This window comes from Pseudomonas serboccidentalis (genome assembly GCF_028830055.1).
GTDB classification, from domain to species: Bacteria; Pseudomonadota; Gammaproteobacteria; order Pseudomonadales; family Pseudomonadaceae; genus Aquipseudomonas; species Aquipseudomonas serboccidentalis.
On the sequence record NZ_CP101655.1, the window covers coordinates 3,016,705 to 3,033,589 of the forward strand.

18 protein-coding genes are annotated in these 16,885 nt (G+C 60.8%); 10 read left to right on the plus strand and 8 right to left on the minus strand.

Features of this window, described 5'->3' with window-relative positions:
- Nucleotides 1-6: 6 nt before the first annotated feature.
- The 4 genes from NN484_RS13880 to NN484_RS13895 form a co-directional block, all read right to left on the minus strand.
- Nucleotides 7-279 carry an oxidative damage protection protein gene (locus NN484_RS13880; RefSeq protein ID WP_274657338.1) on the minus strand — a complete coding sequence of 91 codons (273 nt, stop codon included), beginning with the start codon at nt 277-279 and terminating at the stop codon, nt 7-9.
- On the minus strand, nt 276-1,343 hold the full coding sequence (gene mutY, locus NN484_RS13885) for an A/G-specific adenine glycosylase (protein ID WP_215501210.1): 1,068 nt from the start codon (nt 1,341-1,343) through the stop codon (nt 276-278). The genes NN484_RS13880 and mutY overlap by 4 nt, the downstream gene beginning before the upstream one ends.
- Complete coding sequence (locus NN484_RS13890; RefSeq protein ID WP_274657339.1) at nt 1,340-3,565, minus strand: AsmA family protein; 2,226 nt, start codon at nt 3,563-3,565, stop codon at nt 1,340-1,342. The genes mutY and NN484_RS13890 overlap by 4 nt, the downstream gene beginning before the upstream one ends.
- Before the next feature lie 78 nt (nt 3,566-3,643).
- Entirely contained in the window at nt 3,644-4,048 is a 405-nt protein-coding gene (locus NN484_RS13895; protein ID WP_274657340.1) for an acetyl-CoA sensor PanZ family protein, read from the minus strand.
- Between the two features lie 318 nt (nt 4,049-4,366).
- Between NN484_RS13895 and NN484_RS13900 the strand changes: the two genes are divergently transcribed.
- From NN484_RS13900 to NN484_RS13930, 7 genes are all read left to right on the plus strand, one after another.
- Nucleotides 4,367-6,031, plus strand: coding sequence for an OFA family MFS transporter (locus NN484_RS13900; RefSeq protein ID WP_215501213.1), 1,665 nt, complete (start codon nt 4,367-4,369; stop codon nt 6,029-6,031).
- A 263-nt stretch (nt 6,032-6,294) separates the two neighbouring features.
- Nucleotides 6,295-6,888, plus strand: a complete 594-nt coding sequence (gene hisB / locus NN484_RS13905) for an imidazoleglycerol-phosphate dehydratase HisB (protein WP_007909204.1) — start codon at nt 6,295-6,297, stop codon at nt 6,886-6,888.
- Entirely contained in the window at nt 6,888-7,526 is a 639-nt protein-coding gene (gene hisH, locus NN484_RS13910) for an imidazole glycerol phosphate synthase subunit HisH (RefSeq protein WP_127648569.1), read from the plus strand. Before hisB ends, hisH begins: the two co-directional genes overlap by 1 nt.
- Nucleotides 7,527-7,787 (plus strand): DUF2164 domain-containing protein, encoded by a 261-nt coding sequence (locus tag NN484_RS13915; protein WP_127648570.1) that lies wholly within the window; start codon nt 7,527-7,529, stop codon nt 7,785-7,787.
- Nucleotides 7,788-7,829: 42 nt separating this feature from the next.
- Nucleotides 7,830-8,567: a 1-(5-phosphoribosyl)-5-[(5-phosphoribosylamino)methylideneamino]imidazole-4-carboxamide isomerase gene (gene hisA, locus NN484_RS13920; RefSeq protein ID WP_127648571.1), complete on the plus strand. Its 738-nt coding sequence runs from the start codon at nt 7,830-7,832 to the stop codon at nt 8,565-8,567.
- A gap of 9 nt (nt 8,568-8,576) precedes the next feature.
- Nucleotides 8,577-9,347 (plus strand): imidazole glycerol phosphate synthase subunit HisF, encoded by a 771-nt coding sequence (gene hisF / locus NN484_RS13925; protein ID WP_007897430.1) that lies wholly within the window; start codon nt 8,577-8,579, stop codon nt 9,345-9,347.
- Nucleotides 9,348-9,420: 73 nt separating this feature from the next.
- On the plus strand, nt 9,421-10,176 hold the full coding sequence (locus tag NN484_RS13930; protein ID WP_215501214.1) for a substrate-binding periplasmic protein: 756 nt from the start codon (nt 9,421-9,423) through the stop codon (nt 10,174-10,176).
- Nucleotides 10,177-10,260: 84 nt separating this feature from the next.
- On the opposite strand, the gene NN484_RS13935 is transcribed toward NN484_RS13930, so the two are convergent.
- From NN484_RS13935 to gpmI, 4 genes are all read right to left on the minus strand, one after another.
- Nucleotides 10,261-11,037: a divergent polysaccharide deacetylase family protein gene (locus NN484_RS13935; protein WP_274657341.1), complete on the minus strand. Its 777-nt coding sequence runs from the start codon at nt 11,035-11,037 to the stop codon at nt 10,261-10,263.
- A 2-nt stretch (nt 11,038-11,039) separates the two neighbouring features.
- Complete coding sequence (locus NN484_RS13940; protein WP_127648574.1) at nt 11,040-12,359, minus strand: S41 family peptidase; 1,320 nt, start codon at nt 12,357-12,359, stop codon at nt 11,040-11,042.
- 31 nt (nt 12,360-12,390) lie between these two features.
- Nucleotides 12,391-13,677, minus strand: a complete 1,287-nt coding sequence (locus NN484_RS13945; RefSeq protein WP_215501216.1) for a murein hydrolase activator EnvC family protein — start codon at nt 13,675-13,677, stop codon at nt 12,391-12,393.
- 252 nt (nt 13,678-13,929) lie between these two features.
- The gene (gene gpmI, locus NN484_RS13950; protein ID WP_274657342.1) at nt 13,930-15,459 is read right to left on the minus strand and encodes a 2,3-bisphosphoglycerate-independent phosphoglycerate mutase; all 1,530 of its coding nucleotides are present in this window, start codon (nt 15,457-15,459) and stop codon (nt 13,930-13,932) included.
- A gap of 153 nt (nt 15,460-15,612) precedes the next feature.
- Here gpmI and NN484_RS13955 point away from each other — a divergent pair, with 153 nt between their 5' ends.
- From NN484_RS13955 to secB, 3 genes are read left to right on the plus strand one after another with little or no spacing between them, the layout of a single operon-like run.
- Nucleotides 15,613-16,026, plus strand: coding sequence for a rhodanese-like domain-containing protein (locus NN484_RS13955; RefSeq protein ID WP_025110926.1), 414 nt, complete (start codon nt 15,613-15,615; stop codon nt 16,024-16,026).
- Between the two features lies 1 nt (nt 16,027).
- Nucleotides 16,028-16,282: a glutaredoxin 3 gene (grxC, locus tag NN484_RS13960; protein WP_274657343.1), complete on the plus strand. Its 255-nt coding sequence runs from the start codon at nt 16,028-16,030 to the stop codon at nt 16,280-16,282.
- A gap of 57 nt (nt 16,283-16,339) precedes the next feature.
- Nucleotides 16,340-16,825: a protein-export chaperone SecB gene (gene secB / locus NN484_RS13965; protein ID WP_215501218.1), complete on the plus strand. Its 486-nt coding sequence runs from the start codon at nt 16,340-16,342 to the stop codon at nt 16,823-16,825.
- Nucleotides 16,826-16,885: the final 60 nt, after the last annotated feature.

The following is a 16,885-nucleotide window of genomic DNA, read 5'->3' on the forward strand; positions in this document are numbered from 1 at the left end:
CGGGGTTTACTCGGCAGGTGGAACGTAGCCTTCAGCTTTGGCGTAATCCTCGCCGGAGAAGAACTTGTCCATTTCACCCTGAAGATATTTGCGATCTTCAGCGTTCATCATGTTCAGACGCTTTTCGTTGATCAGCAGGGTCTGGTGTTTCTGCCAGTCAGCCCAGGCCTTGGCCGAGACGTGGTCATAAATGTCCTGCCCTTTGGCACCCGGGTACGGTGGGCGCTCCAGGCCTTCGAGTTGTTCTTTGTACTTACGGCACATGATGGTGCGGGTCATGGTGACTCTCCTGCATTCAATACGGCGGCCGCGCGTTCGAGCAAGGTTTTGACCGGGGCTGCAAGGCCCAGGCGCGGCGGGGTGGCGAGGTTATACCAGAGCCAGTCGGCCTCGGCCACGTGATGGCTGGCCTCCTGCACCTGAACCAGCCAGGGTTCGATGGACAGCTGGAAATGGCTGAAGGTGTGGACGAGGTCTGGCAGCGCCTGCTGCTCGCCCATCGTCAGCGAGTGCTGATCGGCCAGATGTTGCAGGTCGTCGAGGTCGTCGAGCTCCGGCAGGCTCCACAAGCCGCCCCACAGACCGCTGGACGGGCGGCGATAGAGCAGAATCGCGCCGTCGCCATTGGCCAGCATCGGCATCAGCGTACGTTTTTGCGGGATCGCCTTGCGCGGCTTGGGGATCGGGTAGCGTGTCTCCAGGCCGAGCATGTGCGCCTCGCAGCCCTTTTCCAGCGGACACAGCAGGCAGCTCGGTTTGCTGCGGGTGCACAGCGTGGCGCCGAGATCCATCATCGCCTGGGTGTAGGCGTTGACCCGATCGTGCGGCGTGAAACGCTCTGCGTTGGCCCACAGTTGCTTGGCGACCTTCGGTTCGCCCGGGTAACCCTCTTGCGCGGTAAAACGCGCCAGAACGCGTTTTACGTTGCCGTCGAGAATCGGCGCACGCAGGCCCATGCTGATGCTGGCGATGGCCCCGGCGGTGGACAGGCCGATGCCCGGCAGATCCGTAAGCTTTTCCACATCCCGCGGAAACTCGCCGCCGTACTGGCTGACGACGATCTTCGCGGTCTTCTGCAAATTGCGCGCGCGGGTGTAGTAACCCAGCCCGGTCCACAGGTGCAGCACTTCGTCCTCCGGCGCTTCGGCCAGCGCTTGAACCGTCGGTAGCGCGGCCATGAAGCGGTCGAAGTAATTGAGCACGGTGCTGACCTGGGTCTGCTGCAACATGATCTCCGACACCCACACCCGATACGGGTTGATGTCCTGCTGCCAAGGCAAATCGTGGCGGCCGTGGCGGTCGAACCATTCCAGCACCGCCGTGGAAAACTGCTCCGCTCTCATCGCTTGAACAGCCCCTTCAATGCGTTTTTCAGTTCCGGGCTGACTTTGTCGCCCAGTTTTTCGTCGATCTTCTCGCTGAGCTTGTCGCCGGCCATTTTGGTCGCGACCTGGCCCAGACGTTCGTTGTCCAGGCGGCAGGCCTTGGCGCCCAGTTCCAGCGGGCCACGGCAGCGCAGCGGCCACTGGATACCGACAAATTTTTCGCCAACCTGACAGGCCGGGTCCGGCATGGCGCTGGTGTCACCTTCGACGATGATGCCGACGCGATAATCCATGCCCAGCACCCGCAGGTCGATGTCGCCGTCACCGTTGACGGTCATGCCGGGGATGCGCACTTTCAGGTCCGGGTTGCTGGCGACGCCGTTGCGCAAGGTCAGGTTGCCCTTGAGTTCCTGGAACGGCGTGTCCTTGCCCCGTGGCTCGCCGCTGAGGGTTTTGCGGTTGAGGGTGGCGATACCCTTGCACAGTTGCTGTTCCAGGTTGGCGTTGAGCAGCACGCCGTCGTTGATCACGAAACTGGCGTTGCCGTTGAGGGTTTCGATCAGCGCCTGCTGGCTGTTGCCGCTGCCGGTGACGTTACTGGTCAGCGTGACCAGACCTTTGACCGGCGGATTCTTGCCCTGGCTTTCGAGGATTTTCTCTACCGGAACGCGGTTGATCCGGGTCTGCAGATTCAACACTGGTGCACTCGGGCGCACGTCGAGGGTGCCTTTGGCTTCGAAGTCGCCGTTGTACAGGCCGCCGCGCAGGTTCTCCAGAGTCAGCAGGCCGCCCTGGCCCGTGGCTTTGAGTGCGGCGTTCTGGATCGGCAGTTTGTCGAGGGTCAGTTGGCCGAAGCTCAGGTCGGCATCGACATCGAGTTTGGCCAGGCGCTCGACCGGCAGCAGGCGCTCGGTGCTCCAGGCGCTTTTGCTTGGTTTGTCCGGCAGCGGTGTGCTGCCGGCACCGGCCATGGCATCGGCTTCGGTGCTGGCGACTTCAGCCTGGCGCACTTGCGTGGCAGTCTTGGCCTTGTCCGATTTCGGCGGCAGGTAACGGTCGACGTCGAAGGTGTCAGCCTTGAGGATCGCCCGCAGCGACTGTTTGGCGAAATCTTCCACGGCAATGCGCCCGCTGAAGCTGCTGTCGTCGAGTTTCAGGTTGATGTTGTCGAGGGCGACGCTGGTTGGTGTGGCGGCCACGCGGCTGACCAGTTCGACCTTGCTCAGACTGCCGGGCGCCATCGCCGGCAGCGTCTGGCCGATGCTGTCGACGAATTTCGCCAGATCGAACTGGGCGATCGAGATGCCGCCAGTGATCTGCGGGGTCTTGTCGAGGTCGTTGGCTTTCAGCTCACCGAGCGCGCGCAACTGGTTGGCAGAGATCTTGATCCCGGTCCATTCGGCGACGTTCGCGGCTTTGTCCAGCAGCATCTGGCCTTGGGCGGAGAAGGTCATGGTCTTGCCTTGCAGCGGATCGCCAGTCAGTTCGCCGGACAGCTTCATGTCTTCGAACTTGTAGCGTTGCAGGGCGCGCTCGATGCGCAGCTCGCCGTTGAGCTCGGTACGCACCCGCAGCACCGGCTGATTGGTGCTGAGGAACGCCGTGGCTTTCAGCGGAATATTGGTCGAGTCGTGTACCGCGCCGGTGCTCAGCTGGATGCTTTCGGCGCTGTACTGCTTGCCGGTCTGCTCGTCGTTGTACTCAACGCGGGCGTTGTTGACGGTCAGGCTGTCGATGTCGAGCCGGATCGGCTGCGGCGGTTTTTCCGGCTGGGCGGGGGCCTCTGCAGCAGATGTGCTGGCAGGCGTCGGGCTGCCGGCAGGTGCGGCGGGTGTCGGCAACTTGCCGATGTCTTCCCAGTTGCCGTGGCCGTTCTTGTCGCGTTTCAGGCGCAGGTTCAGGCCCTCGACACGCACATCGCTCATCTGCACTTCGCGGCGCAACAGCGGCAGCACGCGCACGGACAGGCCGAGCATCTGCAGATCGGCATACGGTTCGGTTGGATTGATCAGGGTGGCGACGCTGGCCTCGTGCAGTTCCAGGCCGAGCCACGGGAACAGGCTCCAGCCGATATCGCCATTGAGCATCAGCTCGATGTGGGCCTTGTCGCGGGCTATCTGGCGGATCTCGTCTTTATAGTCGTTGGGATCAAAGAGGTGGGTCAGGGCGAAGCCCGCCGCCACAATGATCAGCAACAGCCCGAGAAGTACCAGACCCAGGATTTTGCCGAACGCTTTCATGGGCGAGTCCTTGTAGTTAGTCGAATTCGTAATTTAGCCGGGGAGTATAGCGCTGCATCCGCCCGGTTCGGGGCGCCGTCATGTAGCGATTGTTTCCAGCGGCACTTGCAGTTTGGCGGCCAGCGCCTGCGCTTCAAGGTGTCCGGCAGGCGCCAGCAGACGCAACTGCGCACCCGCTTGCGACGCCAATTTCTGCGCTTGGTTCACCAGCCGCTCGGCCACCCCACGGCGTCGGGTAACTTTTCGCACACATAAATGGGACAAGTACCAAACCGTGTCGTGCCTTGTCAGACGCGCCGCACCGAGCAGGCGATCATTGAAACGTCCTGCAATCAAAGTCCCGTCAGCCAGGCAGTTTTCGATCAGTTGAGCGTCATCGGAATACGGTGCGAACAGCCATTGCGGGGCATCACGATAAATCTTCTGCAGATCCTGCTGATCCTGGTAACTGGCGTCTTCAAGCGTTTGAACGATGACAGGCATTGATGCTCCTCAAGAGTGTCTCCCTGTAGGAGCTGCCGCAGGCTGCGATCTTTTGAGTTTCGCCTTTCAGAACAAGGTCAAAAGATCGCAGCGTTGCGCAGCGCCTACAGGAGATGAGATCAGGTGACACGAAAAAGGTGATATCAGTTTGGTTTTTCTGTCACGTGCTAATGGTAACCTTCGCCAGTTCGTCCGTCCTTCTGCGACTTAACGTCGCGCCTTCAAGGAGCTTCACCTAAAAAACGGTCATGCCTGCGTGCATCAAGGCCGAGGGTGAACAGTGGCTGGCGAACCATACTAATAATTGGGGGATACACAATGAGCACGAGCATCACGGCGGACGGCCTTCGCGCCGACCAGCCTGCGTTCCTGTCCAAGGAACGCATCATCGCCAAGCCCGGTTTCAACCGTTGGCTGGTTCCACCGGCCGCTCTGGCCATCCACCTGTGCATCGGCATGGCCTACGGTTTCTCGGTGTTCTGGTTGCCGCTGTCCAAGGCGCTGGGCATCACCGCTCCGGTGGCTTGCGCGCCGGACATGAGCTTCATCGCCCAGGTGTTCTCTTCGCAATGCGACTGGCCGATTTCGATGCTCGGCTGGATCTACACCCTGTTCTTCATTTTCCTCGGTTGCTCCGCAGCGATCTGGGGTGGCTGGCTGGAACACGCAGGGCCACGCAAGGCCGGTGTGGTATCGGCACTGTGCTGGTGCGGCGGTCTGCTGATTTCGGCGCTGGGTATCTATACCCACCAGATCTGGCTGATGTGGATCGGCTCCGGGGTGATCGGTGGTATCGGTCTGGGCCTGGGCTACATCTCGCCGGTATCGACCTTGATCAAATGGTTTCCGGACAAGCGCGGCATGGCGACCGGCATGGCGATCATGGGTTTTGGTGGCGGCGCGATGGTCGGTGCACCGTTGGCGACTGCGCTGATGAGCCACTTCGCTTCGCCGGCCGGTGTTGGCGTCTGGCAGAGCTTCGTGGCCATGGCTGCAATCTATTTCGTGTTCATGATCGGTGGCGCTCTGGCCTACCGCGTGCCGCCAACCGGCTGGAAGCCTGAAGGTTGGACCGCCCCGGCGAAAAAAGCCTCGAACTCGATGATCACCCACCGTCACGTACACGTGAATGTGGCGTGGAAAACCCCGCAATTCCGTCTGGTGTGGCTGGTGCTGTGCCTGAACGTGTCCGCCGGCATCGGCATTCTGGGCATGGCCTCGCCACTGTTGCAGGAAGTGTTCGGCGGCAAGCTGCTGGGTGTTGACGTGCCGTTCGGTCAACTGGATGCCGGGCAACTGGCGTCGATTGCCGCAATCGCTGCCGGTTTTACCGGTCTGCTGAGCCTGTTCAACATCGGTGGCCGGTTCTTCTGGGCTTCGTTCTCGGACTACCTGGGTCGCAAAAACACCTACTTCGTGTTCTTTGCCCTCGGTTTTGCCCTGTACGCGTTGATCCCGAACATGGGTCACCTGGGCAACGTTGCGCTGTTCGTGGCGGCGTTCTGCATCATCCTGTCGATGTACGGCGGTGGTTTTGCGACCGTTCCGGCGTATCTGGCCGACCTGTTCGGTACGCAAATGGTTGGCGCGATCCACGGTCGTCTGCTGACTGCCTGGGCGGCGGCTGGCGTGCTCGGTCCGGTGCTGGTCAACTACCTGCGTGAGTATCAGTTGAGTATCGGCGTTGAACGCGCTGCCGCTTACGACATCACCCTGTACATCCTCGCGGGCCTGCTGGTGCTGGGTTTCCTGTGCAACCTGCTGGTGCGTCCGGTGGCTGACAAGTACTTCATGACCGACGCCGAACTGGCTGCCGAACAGGCGCTGGGTCATGACAAAGGTGCCGACAGTAGCACTGTGCTGGAGTGGAAAGCCGCGCCGGGCACCAAGCCGCTGGCGATCGCCGCGTGGCTGGTGGTGGGTATTCCGTTGGCGTGGGGTGTGTGGGTGACCCTGCAGAAGACGGCGGTACTGTTTCACTAAGTAAAACGTAGTACCCCTGTAGGAGTGAGCCTGCTTGCGGTAGCGGTCTGACAGTCGACAGAAATGTTGAATGTGAGGGCCCTATCGCGAGCAGGCTCCCTCCTACAGTTGTTTTGGGGTGCCTGTAATGGCTTGTATGGACATGTCTACCCGCGACAGCCGGGGCTTCTGTCCGTCAGGCATATCACGTCTCGTGTTTCTGTTTCGGCCCCGCGTGCCTATAATGGCTGCCTTTTTCGCCCAATGATTTTGCGGAGCTGGTGATGGCCGAACGTAAGGCGTCTGTCGAGCGCGACACTCTGGAAACCCAGATCAAAGCCTCGATCAACCTTGATGGCACCGGAAAGGCCCGATTCGATATCGGTGTTCCTTTTCTTGAGCACATGCTGGATCAGATCGCCCGTCACGGGTTGATCGACCTGGATATTGAATGCAAGGGCGATCTGCATATCGACGACCACCATACCGTGGAAGACGTCGGTATCACCCTCGGCCAGGCGTTCGCCAAAGCCATTGGCGACAAGAAAGGCATCCGTCGCTACGGCCACGCCTATGTGCCGCTCGATGAAGCGCTGTCACGCGTGGTGATCGACTTCTCCGGTCGCCCAGGCCTGCAGATGCACGTGCCGTACACCCGCGCCACCGTGGGCGGTTTCGACGTTGATCTGTTCCAGGAATTCTTCCAGGGTTTCGTCAACCACGCGCTGGTCAGCCTGCACATCGACAACCTGCGTGGCACCAATACCCACCACCAGATCGAAACCGTGTTCAAGGCTTTCGGCCGCGCCCTGCGCATGGCCGTCGAGCTGGATGAGCGCATGGCCGGGCAAATGCCATCGACCAAAGGCGTTCTGTAATGCAGACGGTTGCAGTTATCGACTACGGCATGGGCAACCTGCACTCGGTGGCCAAGGCCCTCGAGCACGTCGGTGCCGGCAAGGTGCTGATCACCAGCGACGCGGACGTGATCCGCGAAGCCGATCGCGTGGTATTCCCCGGTGTTGGCGCGATTCGCGACTGCATGGCGGAGATCCGTCGTCTCGGTTTCGACTCGCTGGTGCGTGAAGTCAGCCAGGACCGTCCGTTTCTCGGCATCTGCGTGGGCATGCAGGCCCTGCTCGACACCAGCGAAGAGAACGACGGCGTCGATTGCATCGGCCTGTTCCCGGGCGCAGTGAAGTTCTTCGGCAAAGACCTGCACGAAGACGGCGAGCATCTGAAAGTCCCGCACATGGGCTGGAACGAGGTGAAGCAGAAGGTCAGCCACCCGCTGTGGCACGACATTCCGGACCTGGCGCGTTTCTACTTCGTGCACAGCTACTACATCGCCGCCGCCAACGCGCGGCAGGTGGTCGGCAGCGGTCATTACGGGGTCGATTTCGCCGCAGCGCTGGCCGATGGCTCGCGTTTCGCCGTGCAGTTCCATCCGGAGAAGAGCCATACCCATGGCCTGCAATTGCTGCAGAACTTCGCGGCGTGGGACGGTCGCTGGTAAATGGCTGCCAAGAAGTCCAAGCCGCCGATCCTGACCCTCGCTCCCGAACAGGAGAGCGAGGCCTATCGCAAGATCCAGCGGTTCATGGAAGACCGTTTCGAACTGGACCTGGGTTCGTTCGAAGCGGCGGAAATTCTTGAGCTGTTTACCCGCGAAATTGCTCCGCACTTTTACAACAGGGCGATTTTCGATGTGCAGACCCACCTCAAAGAGCGGTTTGAAAGCATCGAAAGCGACCTGTGGGCGCTCGAAAAAAACTGATTTCCGAGCCAAGCTGAACATTCAAATTTGAAGGTTTGCCAGATGCTGATTATCCCCGCTATCGATCTTAAAGACGGTGCCTGCGTACGTCTGCGCCAGGGCCGCATGGAAGATTCCACAGTGTTCTCCGATGACCCGGTGAGCATGGCTGCCAAGTGGGTGGAGGGCGGTTGCCGCCGTCTGCATCTAGTCGATCTGAACGGCGCGTTCGAAGGCCAGCCGGTCAACGGCGAAGTGGTCACCGCGATCGCCAAGCGCTACCCGAACCTGCCGATCCAGATCGGCGGTGGCATCCGTTCGCTGGAAACCATCGAGCACTACGTCAAAGCGGGCGTGAGCTACGTGATCATCGGCACCAAAGCGGTGAAAGAGCCAGCGTTCGTCGCTGAAGCTTGCCGCGCGTTCCCGGGCAAAGTGATCGTTGGTCTCGACGCCAAGGACGGTTTCGTCGCCACCGACGGCTGGGCTGAAATCAGCAAGGTCCAGGTCATTGATCTGGCCAAGCAGTTCGAAGCCGACGGCGTGTCCGCCATCGTTTACACCGACATCGCCAAAGACGGCATGATGCAGGGCTGCAACGTACCGTTCACCGCTGCGCTGGCTGCGGCGACGAAGATTCCGGTAATCGCTTCCGGCGGTATCCACAATCTGGGTGACATCAAGTCGCTGCTCGACGCCAAGGCCCCGGGCATCATCGGCGCAATCACCGGCCGGGCGATCTACGAAGGCACCCTCGACGTCGCCGAAGCGCAAGCTTTCTGCGACTCGTACAAAGGCTGAGGACTGACCATGGCGCTGGCCAAACGCATCATCCCTTGCCTGGACGTGGACAACGGCCGGGTCGTCAAAGGTGTGAAGTTCGAGAACATTCGCGATGCCGGTGACCCGGTAGAAATCGCCCGTCGCTATGACGAACAGGGTGCCGACGAGATTACCTTCCTCGACATCACGGCCAGCGTCGATGGCCGCGACACCACGCTGCATACCGTCGAGCGCATGGCCAGCCAGGTGTTCATCCCGCTGACTGTGGGCGGTGGCGTGCGCACCGTGCAGGACATTCGCAACCTGCTCAATGCCGGTGCGGACAAGGTCTCGATCAACACCGCCGCGGTGTTCAACCCTGAGTTTGTCGGCGAAGCTGCGCAGCATTTCGGCTCGCAGTGCATCGTCGTCGCCATCGACGCGAAGAAGGTTTCCGGCCCGGGTGAAACCCCGCGCTGGGAAATCTTCACCCATGGCGGGCGCAAGCCGACCGGTCTCGACGCAGTCGAGTGGGCGAAGAAGATGGAAGGCCTGGGTGCCGGCGAGATCCTGCTGACCAGCATGGATCAGGACGGCATGAAAAACGGCTTCGACCTCGGCGTAACCCGCGCCATCAGCGATGCGCTGGGCATTCCGGTGATCGCCTCCGGCGGCGTCGGCAACCTGCAGCACCTGGCTGACGGCATCCTCGAAGGCCACGCCAGCGCAGTGCTCGCCGCGAGTATTTTCCACTTCGGCGAATACACCGTGCAGGAGGCCAAGGCCTATATGGCGCATCGCGGGATTGTCATGCGCTAAACCGTACAGGCCAGTGGACAGCATGGCGTACCCAAGGCACTCTTGGGCACGCCATGGATTCCGGTAGCCCGACATGATCAAACGCCTGCTTCTTGTTATCGCCAGTGCTTCTGTGTTGTTGCTCAACACTGCTCGGGCCGAAAACAGTCCCGACACCGATCTGGTGCTTCTCACCGAAAACTTCCCGCCCTACAACATGGCGAAAGATGGCAAGAACTTCGCCAAGGGCGAGAACATCGATGGCATCGCCACCGATATCGTGCGCGAAATGTTCAAGCGTGCCGGCCTTACCTACAGCCTGACGTTGCGCTTCCCATGGGAGCGGGTCTACAAACTGGCGCTGGAGAATCCCGGTTACGGTGCCTTCGTAATGGCGCGCCTGCCGGATCGCGAAAACCTGTTCAAATGGGTCGGCCCGATCGGTCCGGACGACTGGATCATGTTGGCCAGGGCTGACAGCAAGATCACCCTCGAAACCCTCAACGATGCGCGCAAATACAAGATCGGTGCCTACAAGGGCGACGCGATTGCCGAGACGCTGACCAAGCAAGGCTTGAAGCCCCTGGTGGTGCTGCGCGATCAGGACAACGCGAAAAAACTGGTCAACGGTCAGATCGATCTGTGGGCCACCGGTGACCCGGCCGGGCGCTATCTGGCAAAACAGGACGGCGTGACCGGGCTCAAAACCGTGCTGCGCTTCAACAGCGCCGAGCTGTACCTGGCGCTGAACAAGGATGTGCCGGACGAAACGGTGAAGAAGCTGCAGGCGGCGCTGGATCAGATGCGCAAGGACGGTGTGGTGGACGAGATCATGGGGCGGTATCTCTAGCGCCTGTCTGAAGATCGCAGCCTTCGGCAGCTCCTACAGGAGGATGCATGGCAAATGTAGGGGCTGCCGAAGGCTGCGATCTTTTTAGCGGTACACGCCATCCTTGCCGTGAGCAGCCGTCGCGCGATTGCTGCGCACGCTGATCATCTGTTTGATGTCGATCCATTCGATCCCCTGGGACTTGAGCTTGGGTAATTCCCGCTCCAGCACCGCCAGCGTCTGCGGGTACGGATGGCCGATCATTACTGCCGAGCCCTGTTTGCGTGCCAGGCTGATCGCCGTCTGCAACTGGGTGAAGATGGCGGCCTCGGTTCGCTCGTCATCGAGGAACACATCCCGCGAGACGCTCGCCAGATCGATCTTCTGAGCCTGTTGCGCAGCCACGGTTTGCGCGCTGGTGCGGCTGTCGACGAAGAACTTGTGACGACGCTGCAACTCACCCATCAGCCATGCCATCGCTACGGGTTGTGCGGTCATGCGGCTGCCCATGTGGTTATTGATGCCGGCGGTATACGGGACCATTTTGAAGGCGGCGTCGAGGCGTTTTTCCAGTTCTTCGAGCTGCAGCTCGGGATGCCAGGCGTAGGGGCCGGTGGCCGGGTCCATGGGCATGTGCAGGATCACGATCTTGCCGGCGCGATGGGCTTCGCGGGCAAACTCGGTGGCGTGCGGGGTGTCGGGCATGATCGCCGTGGTCACCGGGCCGGGCAGGGCCAGCACGCGGCGATCCCGGGGCAGGTTTTGCCCCAGGTCGTCGATGATCAGCGTCAGGTAGGCTTTTTGTGCTGTGACTCTGGCGGGCTCTGCGTGAGCAGCACCCGCCAGACAGCACAGCAGGACGACGAGGAAACGCAAAGACATCCTCAACGGCCGGAGGTGATGCTCAGGCCTTTGAGCAGGCTCAGGGCCTGGGCCAACTGGTAATCGTCATCCTGCGGCATGGCTTTGGCCTTGGCGCTGGAACCGGTCGGCTTGTCCGCGCCGCCATTGCCGTTGCCCAGGTGACCTTGCAGGTCGGCTTCCTTGAAGTAGTCGCCGTCCGCTTCGTTGGTGATCTTGGCCTTGCGCACTTCGATGTCCGGAACGATGCCTTGGGCCTGGATCGAACGGCCATTCGGCGTGAAGTACAGCGCCGTGGTGATCTTCAGCGCACGGTCGTTGTTCAGCGGCAGCACGGTCTGCACCGAGCCTTTACCGAAACTGGTGGTGCCCATGACCACGGCGCGTTTCTGATCCTGCAGGGCACCGGCGACGATTTCCGAGGCCGAGGCGCTGCCACCGTTGATCAGCACCACCATCGGCACCGCTTCGCTTTCGTCTTTGCCGGTAGCGGAGAAGCGCAGCTCGGAGTTGGCGATCCGGCCTTTGGTGTAGACGATCAGGCCTTTCTTGATGAAGTGGTCGACCACTTCCACTGCGGCCTGCAACACGCCGCCCGGGTTGTTGCGCAGGTCGAGGATGATGCCGTTGAGCTTCTTGCCGTTGTCCTTGCGCAGCTTGGCCAGGGCCTTGGAGACCTCTTCGCCGGTCTTGACCTGGAACTGGGTGATGCGGATGTAGCCGTAGCCCGATTCCAGCAGCTGTGCCTTGACGCTCTTCACTTGAATCACGGCGCGGGCCAGGGTCACGTCAAACGGCGTGCCGCCGTCACGGACCAGGGTCAGGGTGATTTTCTGGCCGATCTTGCCGCGCATCTTGTCCACGGCTTCGGTCATGGTCTGGCCGCGAGTCGGCTGACCGTTGATCTTGACGATGAAATCACCGGCCTGGATGCCGGCCTTCGATGCCGGGGTGTCGTCGATCGGCGAGACGACTTTGATGAAGCCGTCTTCGGAACCGACTTCGATGCCCAGGCCGCCGAATTCGCCGCTGGTGCTTTCCTGCAGCTCGGTGAAGTCTTCAGGGCCCAGGTACGCGGAGTGTGGATCGAGGTTGCTGAGCATGCCCTTGATCGCGTTTTCCAGCAGGGTCTTGTCGTCCACCGGCTCGACATAGGCGGCCTTGATCCGATCCATTACCTCGGCAAAGGTGCGCAACTCTTCCAGCGGCAACGGTGCCTTGGCGGTCGCGGCAGTGCCTGCCGGAGCGACGGCCGGGGCCGGTTGAGCAGCGAACGCCAGAGGCGCGCCGATCACCAGGGCGATCGTCAGGGCCAGCGAGGTAAGGCGGGACAAATGCAGCATGTCGAACGAACTCCTGAATTAGGCGACGCGCTTATCCTTGCGCGTGACACCATTGCGCCGGATCACTCGGGTGACCCTGCTGACGAATTGCGAAATACAGCGCTGGCGTGTCCTGACCACCACTGTTACCCACAGTGGAGATCGACTCACCGGCTTTTACCACGTCACCGGCCGACTTGAGCAGCGTCTGGTTGTGACCGTAAAGACTCAGATAACCATTGCCGTGATCGAGGATCACCAGCAGCCCGGCACCGCGCAACCAGTCGGCGAACACCACGCGTCCGCCGTGCACGGCATGCACCTGGCTGCCGGCGGCGGCGCTGATCATCACGCCATCCCACTTGGTGCGCGCATCGTCGCCACGGCTTTCGCCGAAACGTGCCAGCAATCGACCATCAACCGGCCACGGAAGTTTTCCCCGGGTTGCAGCAAAAGGGCCACCGAAGGTCTCGCCGCTACTGGAAACCAGCGCGCCTGGCGTTGATCTGACGGGTTTTCGTGGGGCGTCGCTGTTATCAGCCTGCGCCTCACGCAAACGCTTTTTTTCCGCTTCCTGCTGGGCGATCAGCGCTTTCTGCCGCGCTTCTTCTGCCTCACGGGCCTGGCGGGCCAGGGTTTCTTCAATGGTTTTAAGGACTTTAGACAGGTCTGCCTGATCCTGCTCGCGGGCGGCCAGCTTCTGGTCGCGGGCTTTCACGTCATCGTTGAGCTTGGCGAGGACTTGCTGGCGTTCCTTGCGTACTTTTTCCAGTTCGTCGCGCTGGGTGTCGAGGCTGCTTTTCTGGACCAGCAATTGCGCTTGCTGCATGGCGATGTCTTTTTCGACATTGGCCAGTTGGCGCAGGGTTTCGTTGAAGTTCTTCAACTGTTCCAGACGGGCCTGGCTCAGGTAATCGTAATAGGTGAGGGTGCGGGCGAATTTCTCGGGATTCTGCTGGTTGAGCAGCAGCTTGAGATATTCCTGACGGCCGTTCTGATAGGCCGCGCGGGCCTGCATGGCGATCAGTCGCTGTTGTTCAGTGCGCGCGCTCTGGAGTTTTTTTTTCTCCGCATCGAGCCGCTGCAGCTCGGATTCGCTTTTCTTCAGCTCTTTTTGCAGGGCATCGACCTGCTTCTCGAGCTTGCCCATCTCGGTTTCGGTGCCCTTGAGCTCTTTCTGCACGCCGGATTTTTCTTCCTGCAGCTTGCCCAGCAGCTTTTTCAGCTCGGCAATGTCCTGACGCGTGGCATCCAACTGCTGTTGGGTTTGCGCGCGCTCGTCAGCGAAGGCCGGTTGGAGCAGGCAGGTCAGAGCGAGGGCGATCAGGACGCGGAGCATAGAGGCGGGCGGCACCAGGGTAATGGACGGCCTAGTATGCCCGCCCGACGCTGCAAAAAAAACGCCCAATTGGGCTTGTGTGATAACTGGCTGGAGATACAGCTGAAAATAATCTTTGAAACCTCCACAAACCAATGTAGGAGTGAGCCTGCTCGCGATGGCGTTCTCACATTCAACAGAGTAGTTGACTGTCAGATTGCTATCGCGAGCAGGCTCACTCCTACGGGGTTTACGGGGTTTCCTGGATCCGGGTCAGACCAGAATCGACGTCCCGGTCATTTCCGCCGGTTTCTCCAGGCCCAGCAGCATCAGCATGGTCGGTGCCACGTCCGCCAGTACGCCGCCCTCGCGGACCTTGAGGTCACGCTTGCCGACATAAATGAACGGCACTGGCTCGGTGGTGTGCGCGGTGTGCGCCTGGCCGGTGGACGCGTCGGACATCTGCTCGACGTTACCGTGATCGGCGGTGATCAGCGCTTCGCCGCCGACTTTTTCCAGTGCCTCGACGATGCGGCCGACGCAGGTGTCCAGGCATTCCACGGCTTTCACCGCAGCGTCAAACACGCCGCTGTGGCCGACCATATCGCCGTTGGCGTAGTTGACCACGATCACGTCGTAGCGCTGGTGTTCGATCGCATCGACGATGCGGTCGGTGACTTCCGGTGCGCTCATTTCCGGTTGCAGGTCGTAGGTGGCGACTTTCGGCGACGGGATCAGGATGCGCTCTTCGCCCGGGAACGGTTCTTCACGGCCACCGGAGAAGAAGAAGGTCACGTGCGCGTATTTTTCGGTTTCAGCGATACGCAGCTGGGTCTTGCCGTTCTTCGCCAGATAGTCGCCGAGCACGTTTTCCAGGCTGCCGGCGGCGAAGGCCGATGGCGCAGGGATGCTGGCGGCGTATTGGGTCAGCATGACGAAGCCGGCCAGTTTCGGCTGGCGCGCGCGCTCGAACTCCTTGAAATCGTCTTCGACGAACACACGGGTCAGCTCGCGGGCACGGTCGGCGCGGAAGTTCATGAACACCACGGCGTCGCCGTCTTCAACCTTGACCGGCTCGCCGATGGTGGTGGCTTTGACGAATTCGTCGCTTTCGCCACGGGCATAGGCGGCATCGAGGCCTGCCTGGGCGGTGGCCGCGTTGAATTCGGCGTTGCCGTCGACAATCAGGTTGTAGGCCTGGGATACGCGGTCCCAACGGTTGTCACGGTCCATCGCGTAGTAGCGACCGACGATGCTGGCGATGCGACCCTTGCCCAGCGCCTGGAAGGTCGCGTCGAGCAGTTCGATCGACGAAGTGGCGCTTTTCGGCGGGGTGTCGCGGCCGTCGAGGAAGGCGTGCAGGTAGATTTTTTCGGCGCCACGCTTGAAGGCCAGTTCGGCCATGGCGATCAGGTGATCCTGGTGGCTGTGCACGCCGCCATCGGACAGCAGGCCCATGAAATGCACGGCCTTGCCGGCAGCCACGGCTTTATCCACGGCGGCGCAGATGGTCGGGTTTTCGAAGAACTCGCCGTCGCGGATCGCTTTGGTCACACGGGTGAAGTCCTGATACACCACGCGACCGGCGCCGAGGTTCATGTGGCCGACTTCGGAGTTGCCCATTTGACCGTCCGGCAGGCCGACGTCCATGCCGCTGCCCGAGATCAAACCGTTCGGCACGCTGGCCCACAGGCGATCAAGTACCGGCTTCTTCGCCGCATACACGGCATTGGATTCGTGGCTGTCACTGTGACCGAAGCCGTCGAGAATCATCAGGACCAAAGGTTTAGGCGTGGTAGTCATGGAATCCACTCGTGGCTAATAAAGAAGAGGGCGATGGAAAAGGGAGTAGGAGTTTAAAGCGAAGTTCCTGCGGCGTCACCGCCGGACGGGGTTTGGCCCACCATAGCGGCTGTGTATACTGGCCGACATTTTAACGCCCTGGAACCTCCTTCGATGGTTGCTCACCTGATTGAATTTGCCACTAACCACTACATTCTTGTCGGTATCTTCGTCGTACTGCTGGCTCTGTTGCTCGCCCACACCATGCAGGGCGGCGGTAAAAGCCTGAGCACCGGCGAGCTGACCGCACTGGTCAACAAAGAAGCAGGCGTGGTGGTGGACATCCGTCCGACGAAGGATTTCGCTGCCGGCCACATCGTTGGCGCGGTGAACATTCCCCAGGACAAACTGGCTGCGCGCATCGGCGAGCTGGAAAAACACAAGGCCAAGACCATCATTCTGGTCGACGCCCTGGGCCAGACCGCCGGTACCCACGCCCGCGAACTGATGAAATCCGGCTTCACCGCCGCCAAGCTGTCCGGCGGGATCTCCAGCTGGAAAGGCGACAACCTGCCGCTGGTGAAGTGATATGAGCGAAGTCATCGTCTACTCCAGCGATTACTGCCCTTATTGCATGCGAGCCAAGCAATTGCTCGCGAACAAAGGTGTGGCCTTCAAAGAGATCAAGGTCGATGGCAAGCCGCAGATTCGTGCTGCCATGAGCCAGAAGGCCGGACGCACGTCCGTGCCGCAGATCTGGATCGGTGAAAAGCACATCGGCGGTTGTGATGATTTGTATGCCCTGGAGCGCGCCGGCAAGCTCGACGCGCTGCTCAAGGCCTGAACGGCTGCACCCACGTACAGCACTCCCTAAAAGACCCAAGATCGATAAGGATCTGAGATGACTGACCAACAGAACACTGCAGCCAGCGAAGAAGAAACCGCACCGCAATTCTCCTTGCAGCGCATCTACGTACGCGACCTGTCCTTCGAAGCTCCGAAAAGCCCGGCGATCTTCCGCCAGCAGTGGGATCCGACCGTCGGTCTGGATCTGAACACCCGTCAGAAAGAACTGGAAAACGATTTCTACGAAGTCGTGCTGACCCTGTCCGTCACCGTGAAAAACGGCGACGAAGTGGCCTTCATCGCTGAAGTGCAACAGGCCGGTATCTTCCTGATCAAAAACCTGGACGCGGCTTCGATGAGCCACACCCTGGGTGCGTTCTGCCCGAACATCCTGTTCCCGTACGCTCGCGAAACCCTGGACAGCCTGGTGACCCGTGGTTCGTTCCCGGCCCTGATGCTGGCTCCGGTGAACTTCGACGCCCTGTACGCGCAAGAGCTGCAGCGCATGCAGGAAAGCGGCGAGACGCCAACCGTTCAATAAAAGCTTCGTTTGCCCCATGAAAAAAGCGCCTTCAAACGGCGCTTTTTTCATGGGGTAAAC

Coding starts and splice junctions, on each gene's coding strand:
- NN484_RS13880 (WP_274657338.1), bottom strand. CDS start 279: ATGACCCGCACCATCATGTGCCGTAAGTACAAAGAACAACTCGAAGGC.
- mutY (WP_215501210.1), bottom strand. CDS start 1,343: ATGAGAGCGGAGCAGTTTTCCACGGCGGTGCTGGAATGGTTCGACCGC.
- NN484_RS13890 (WP_274657339.1), bottom strand. CDS start 3,565: ATGAAAGCGTTCGGCAAAATCCTGGGTCTGGTACTTCTCGGGCTGTTG.
- NN484_RS13895 (WP_274657340.1), bottom strand. CDS start 4,048: ATGCCTGTCATCGTTCAAACGCTTGAAGACGCCAGTTACCAGGATCAG.
- NN484_RS13900 (WP_215501213.1), top strand. CDS start 4,367: ATGAGCACGAGCATCACGGCGGACGGCCTTCGCGCCGACCAGCCTGCG.
- hisB (WP_007909204.1), top strand. CDS start 6,295: ATGGCCGAACGTAAGGCGTCTGTCGAGCGCGACACTCTGGAAACCCAG.
- hisH (WP_127648569.1), top strand. CDS start 6,888: ATGCAGACGGTTGCAGTTATCGACTACGGCATGGGCAACCTGCACTCG.
- NN484_RS13915 (WP_127648570.1), top strand. CDS start 7,527: ATGGCTGCCAAGAAGTCCAAGCCGCCGATCCTGACCCTCGCTCCCGAA.
- hisA (WP_127648571.1), top strand. CDS start 7,830: ATGCTGATTATCCCCGCTATCGATCTTAAAGACGGTGCCTGCGTACGT.
- hisF (WP_007897430.1), top strand. CDS start 8,577: ATGGCGCTGGCCAAACGCATCATCCCTTGCCTGGACGTGGACAACGGC.
- NN484_RS13930 (WP_215501214.1), top strand. CDS start 9,421: ATGATCAAACGCCTGCTTCTTGTTATCGCCAGTGCTTCTGTGTTGTTG.
- NN484_RS13935 (WP_274657341.1), bottom strand. CDS start 11,037: ATGTCTTTGCGTTTCCTCGTCGTCCTGCTGTGCTGTCTGGCGGGTGCT.
- NN484_RS13940 (WP_127648574.1), bottom strand. CDS start 12,359: ATGCTGCATTTGTCCCGCCTTACCTCGCTGGCCCTGACGATCGCCCTG.
- NN484_RS13945 (WP_215501216.1), bottom strand. CDS start 13,677: ATGCTCCGCGTCCTGATCGCCCTCGCTCTGACCTGCCTGCTCCAACCG.
- gpmI (WP_274657342.1), bottom strand. CDS start 15,459: ATGACTACCACGCCTAAACCTTTGGTCCTGATGATTCTCGACGGCTTC.
- NN484_RS13955 (WP_025110926.1), top strand. CDS start 15,613: ATGGTTGCTCACCTGATTGAATTTGCCACTAACCACTACATTCTTGTC.
- grxC (WP_274657343.1), top strand. CDS start 16,028: ATGAGCGAAGTCATCGTCTACTCCAGCGATTACTGCCCTTATTGCATG.
- secB (WP_215501218.1), top strand. CDS start 16,340: ATGACTGACCAACAGAACACTGCAGCCAGCGAAGAAGAAACCGCACCG.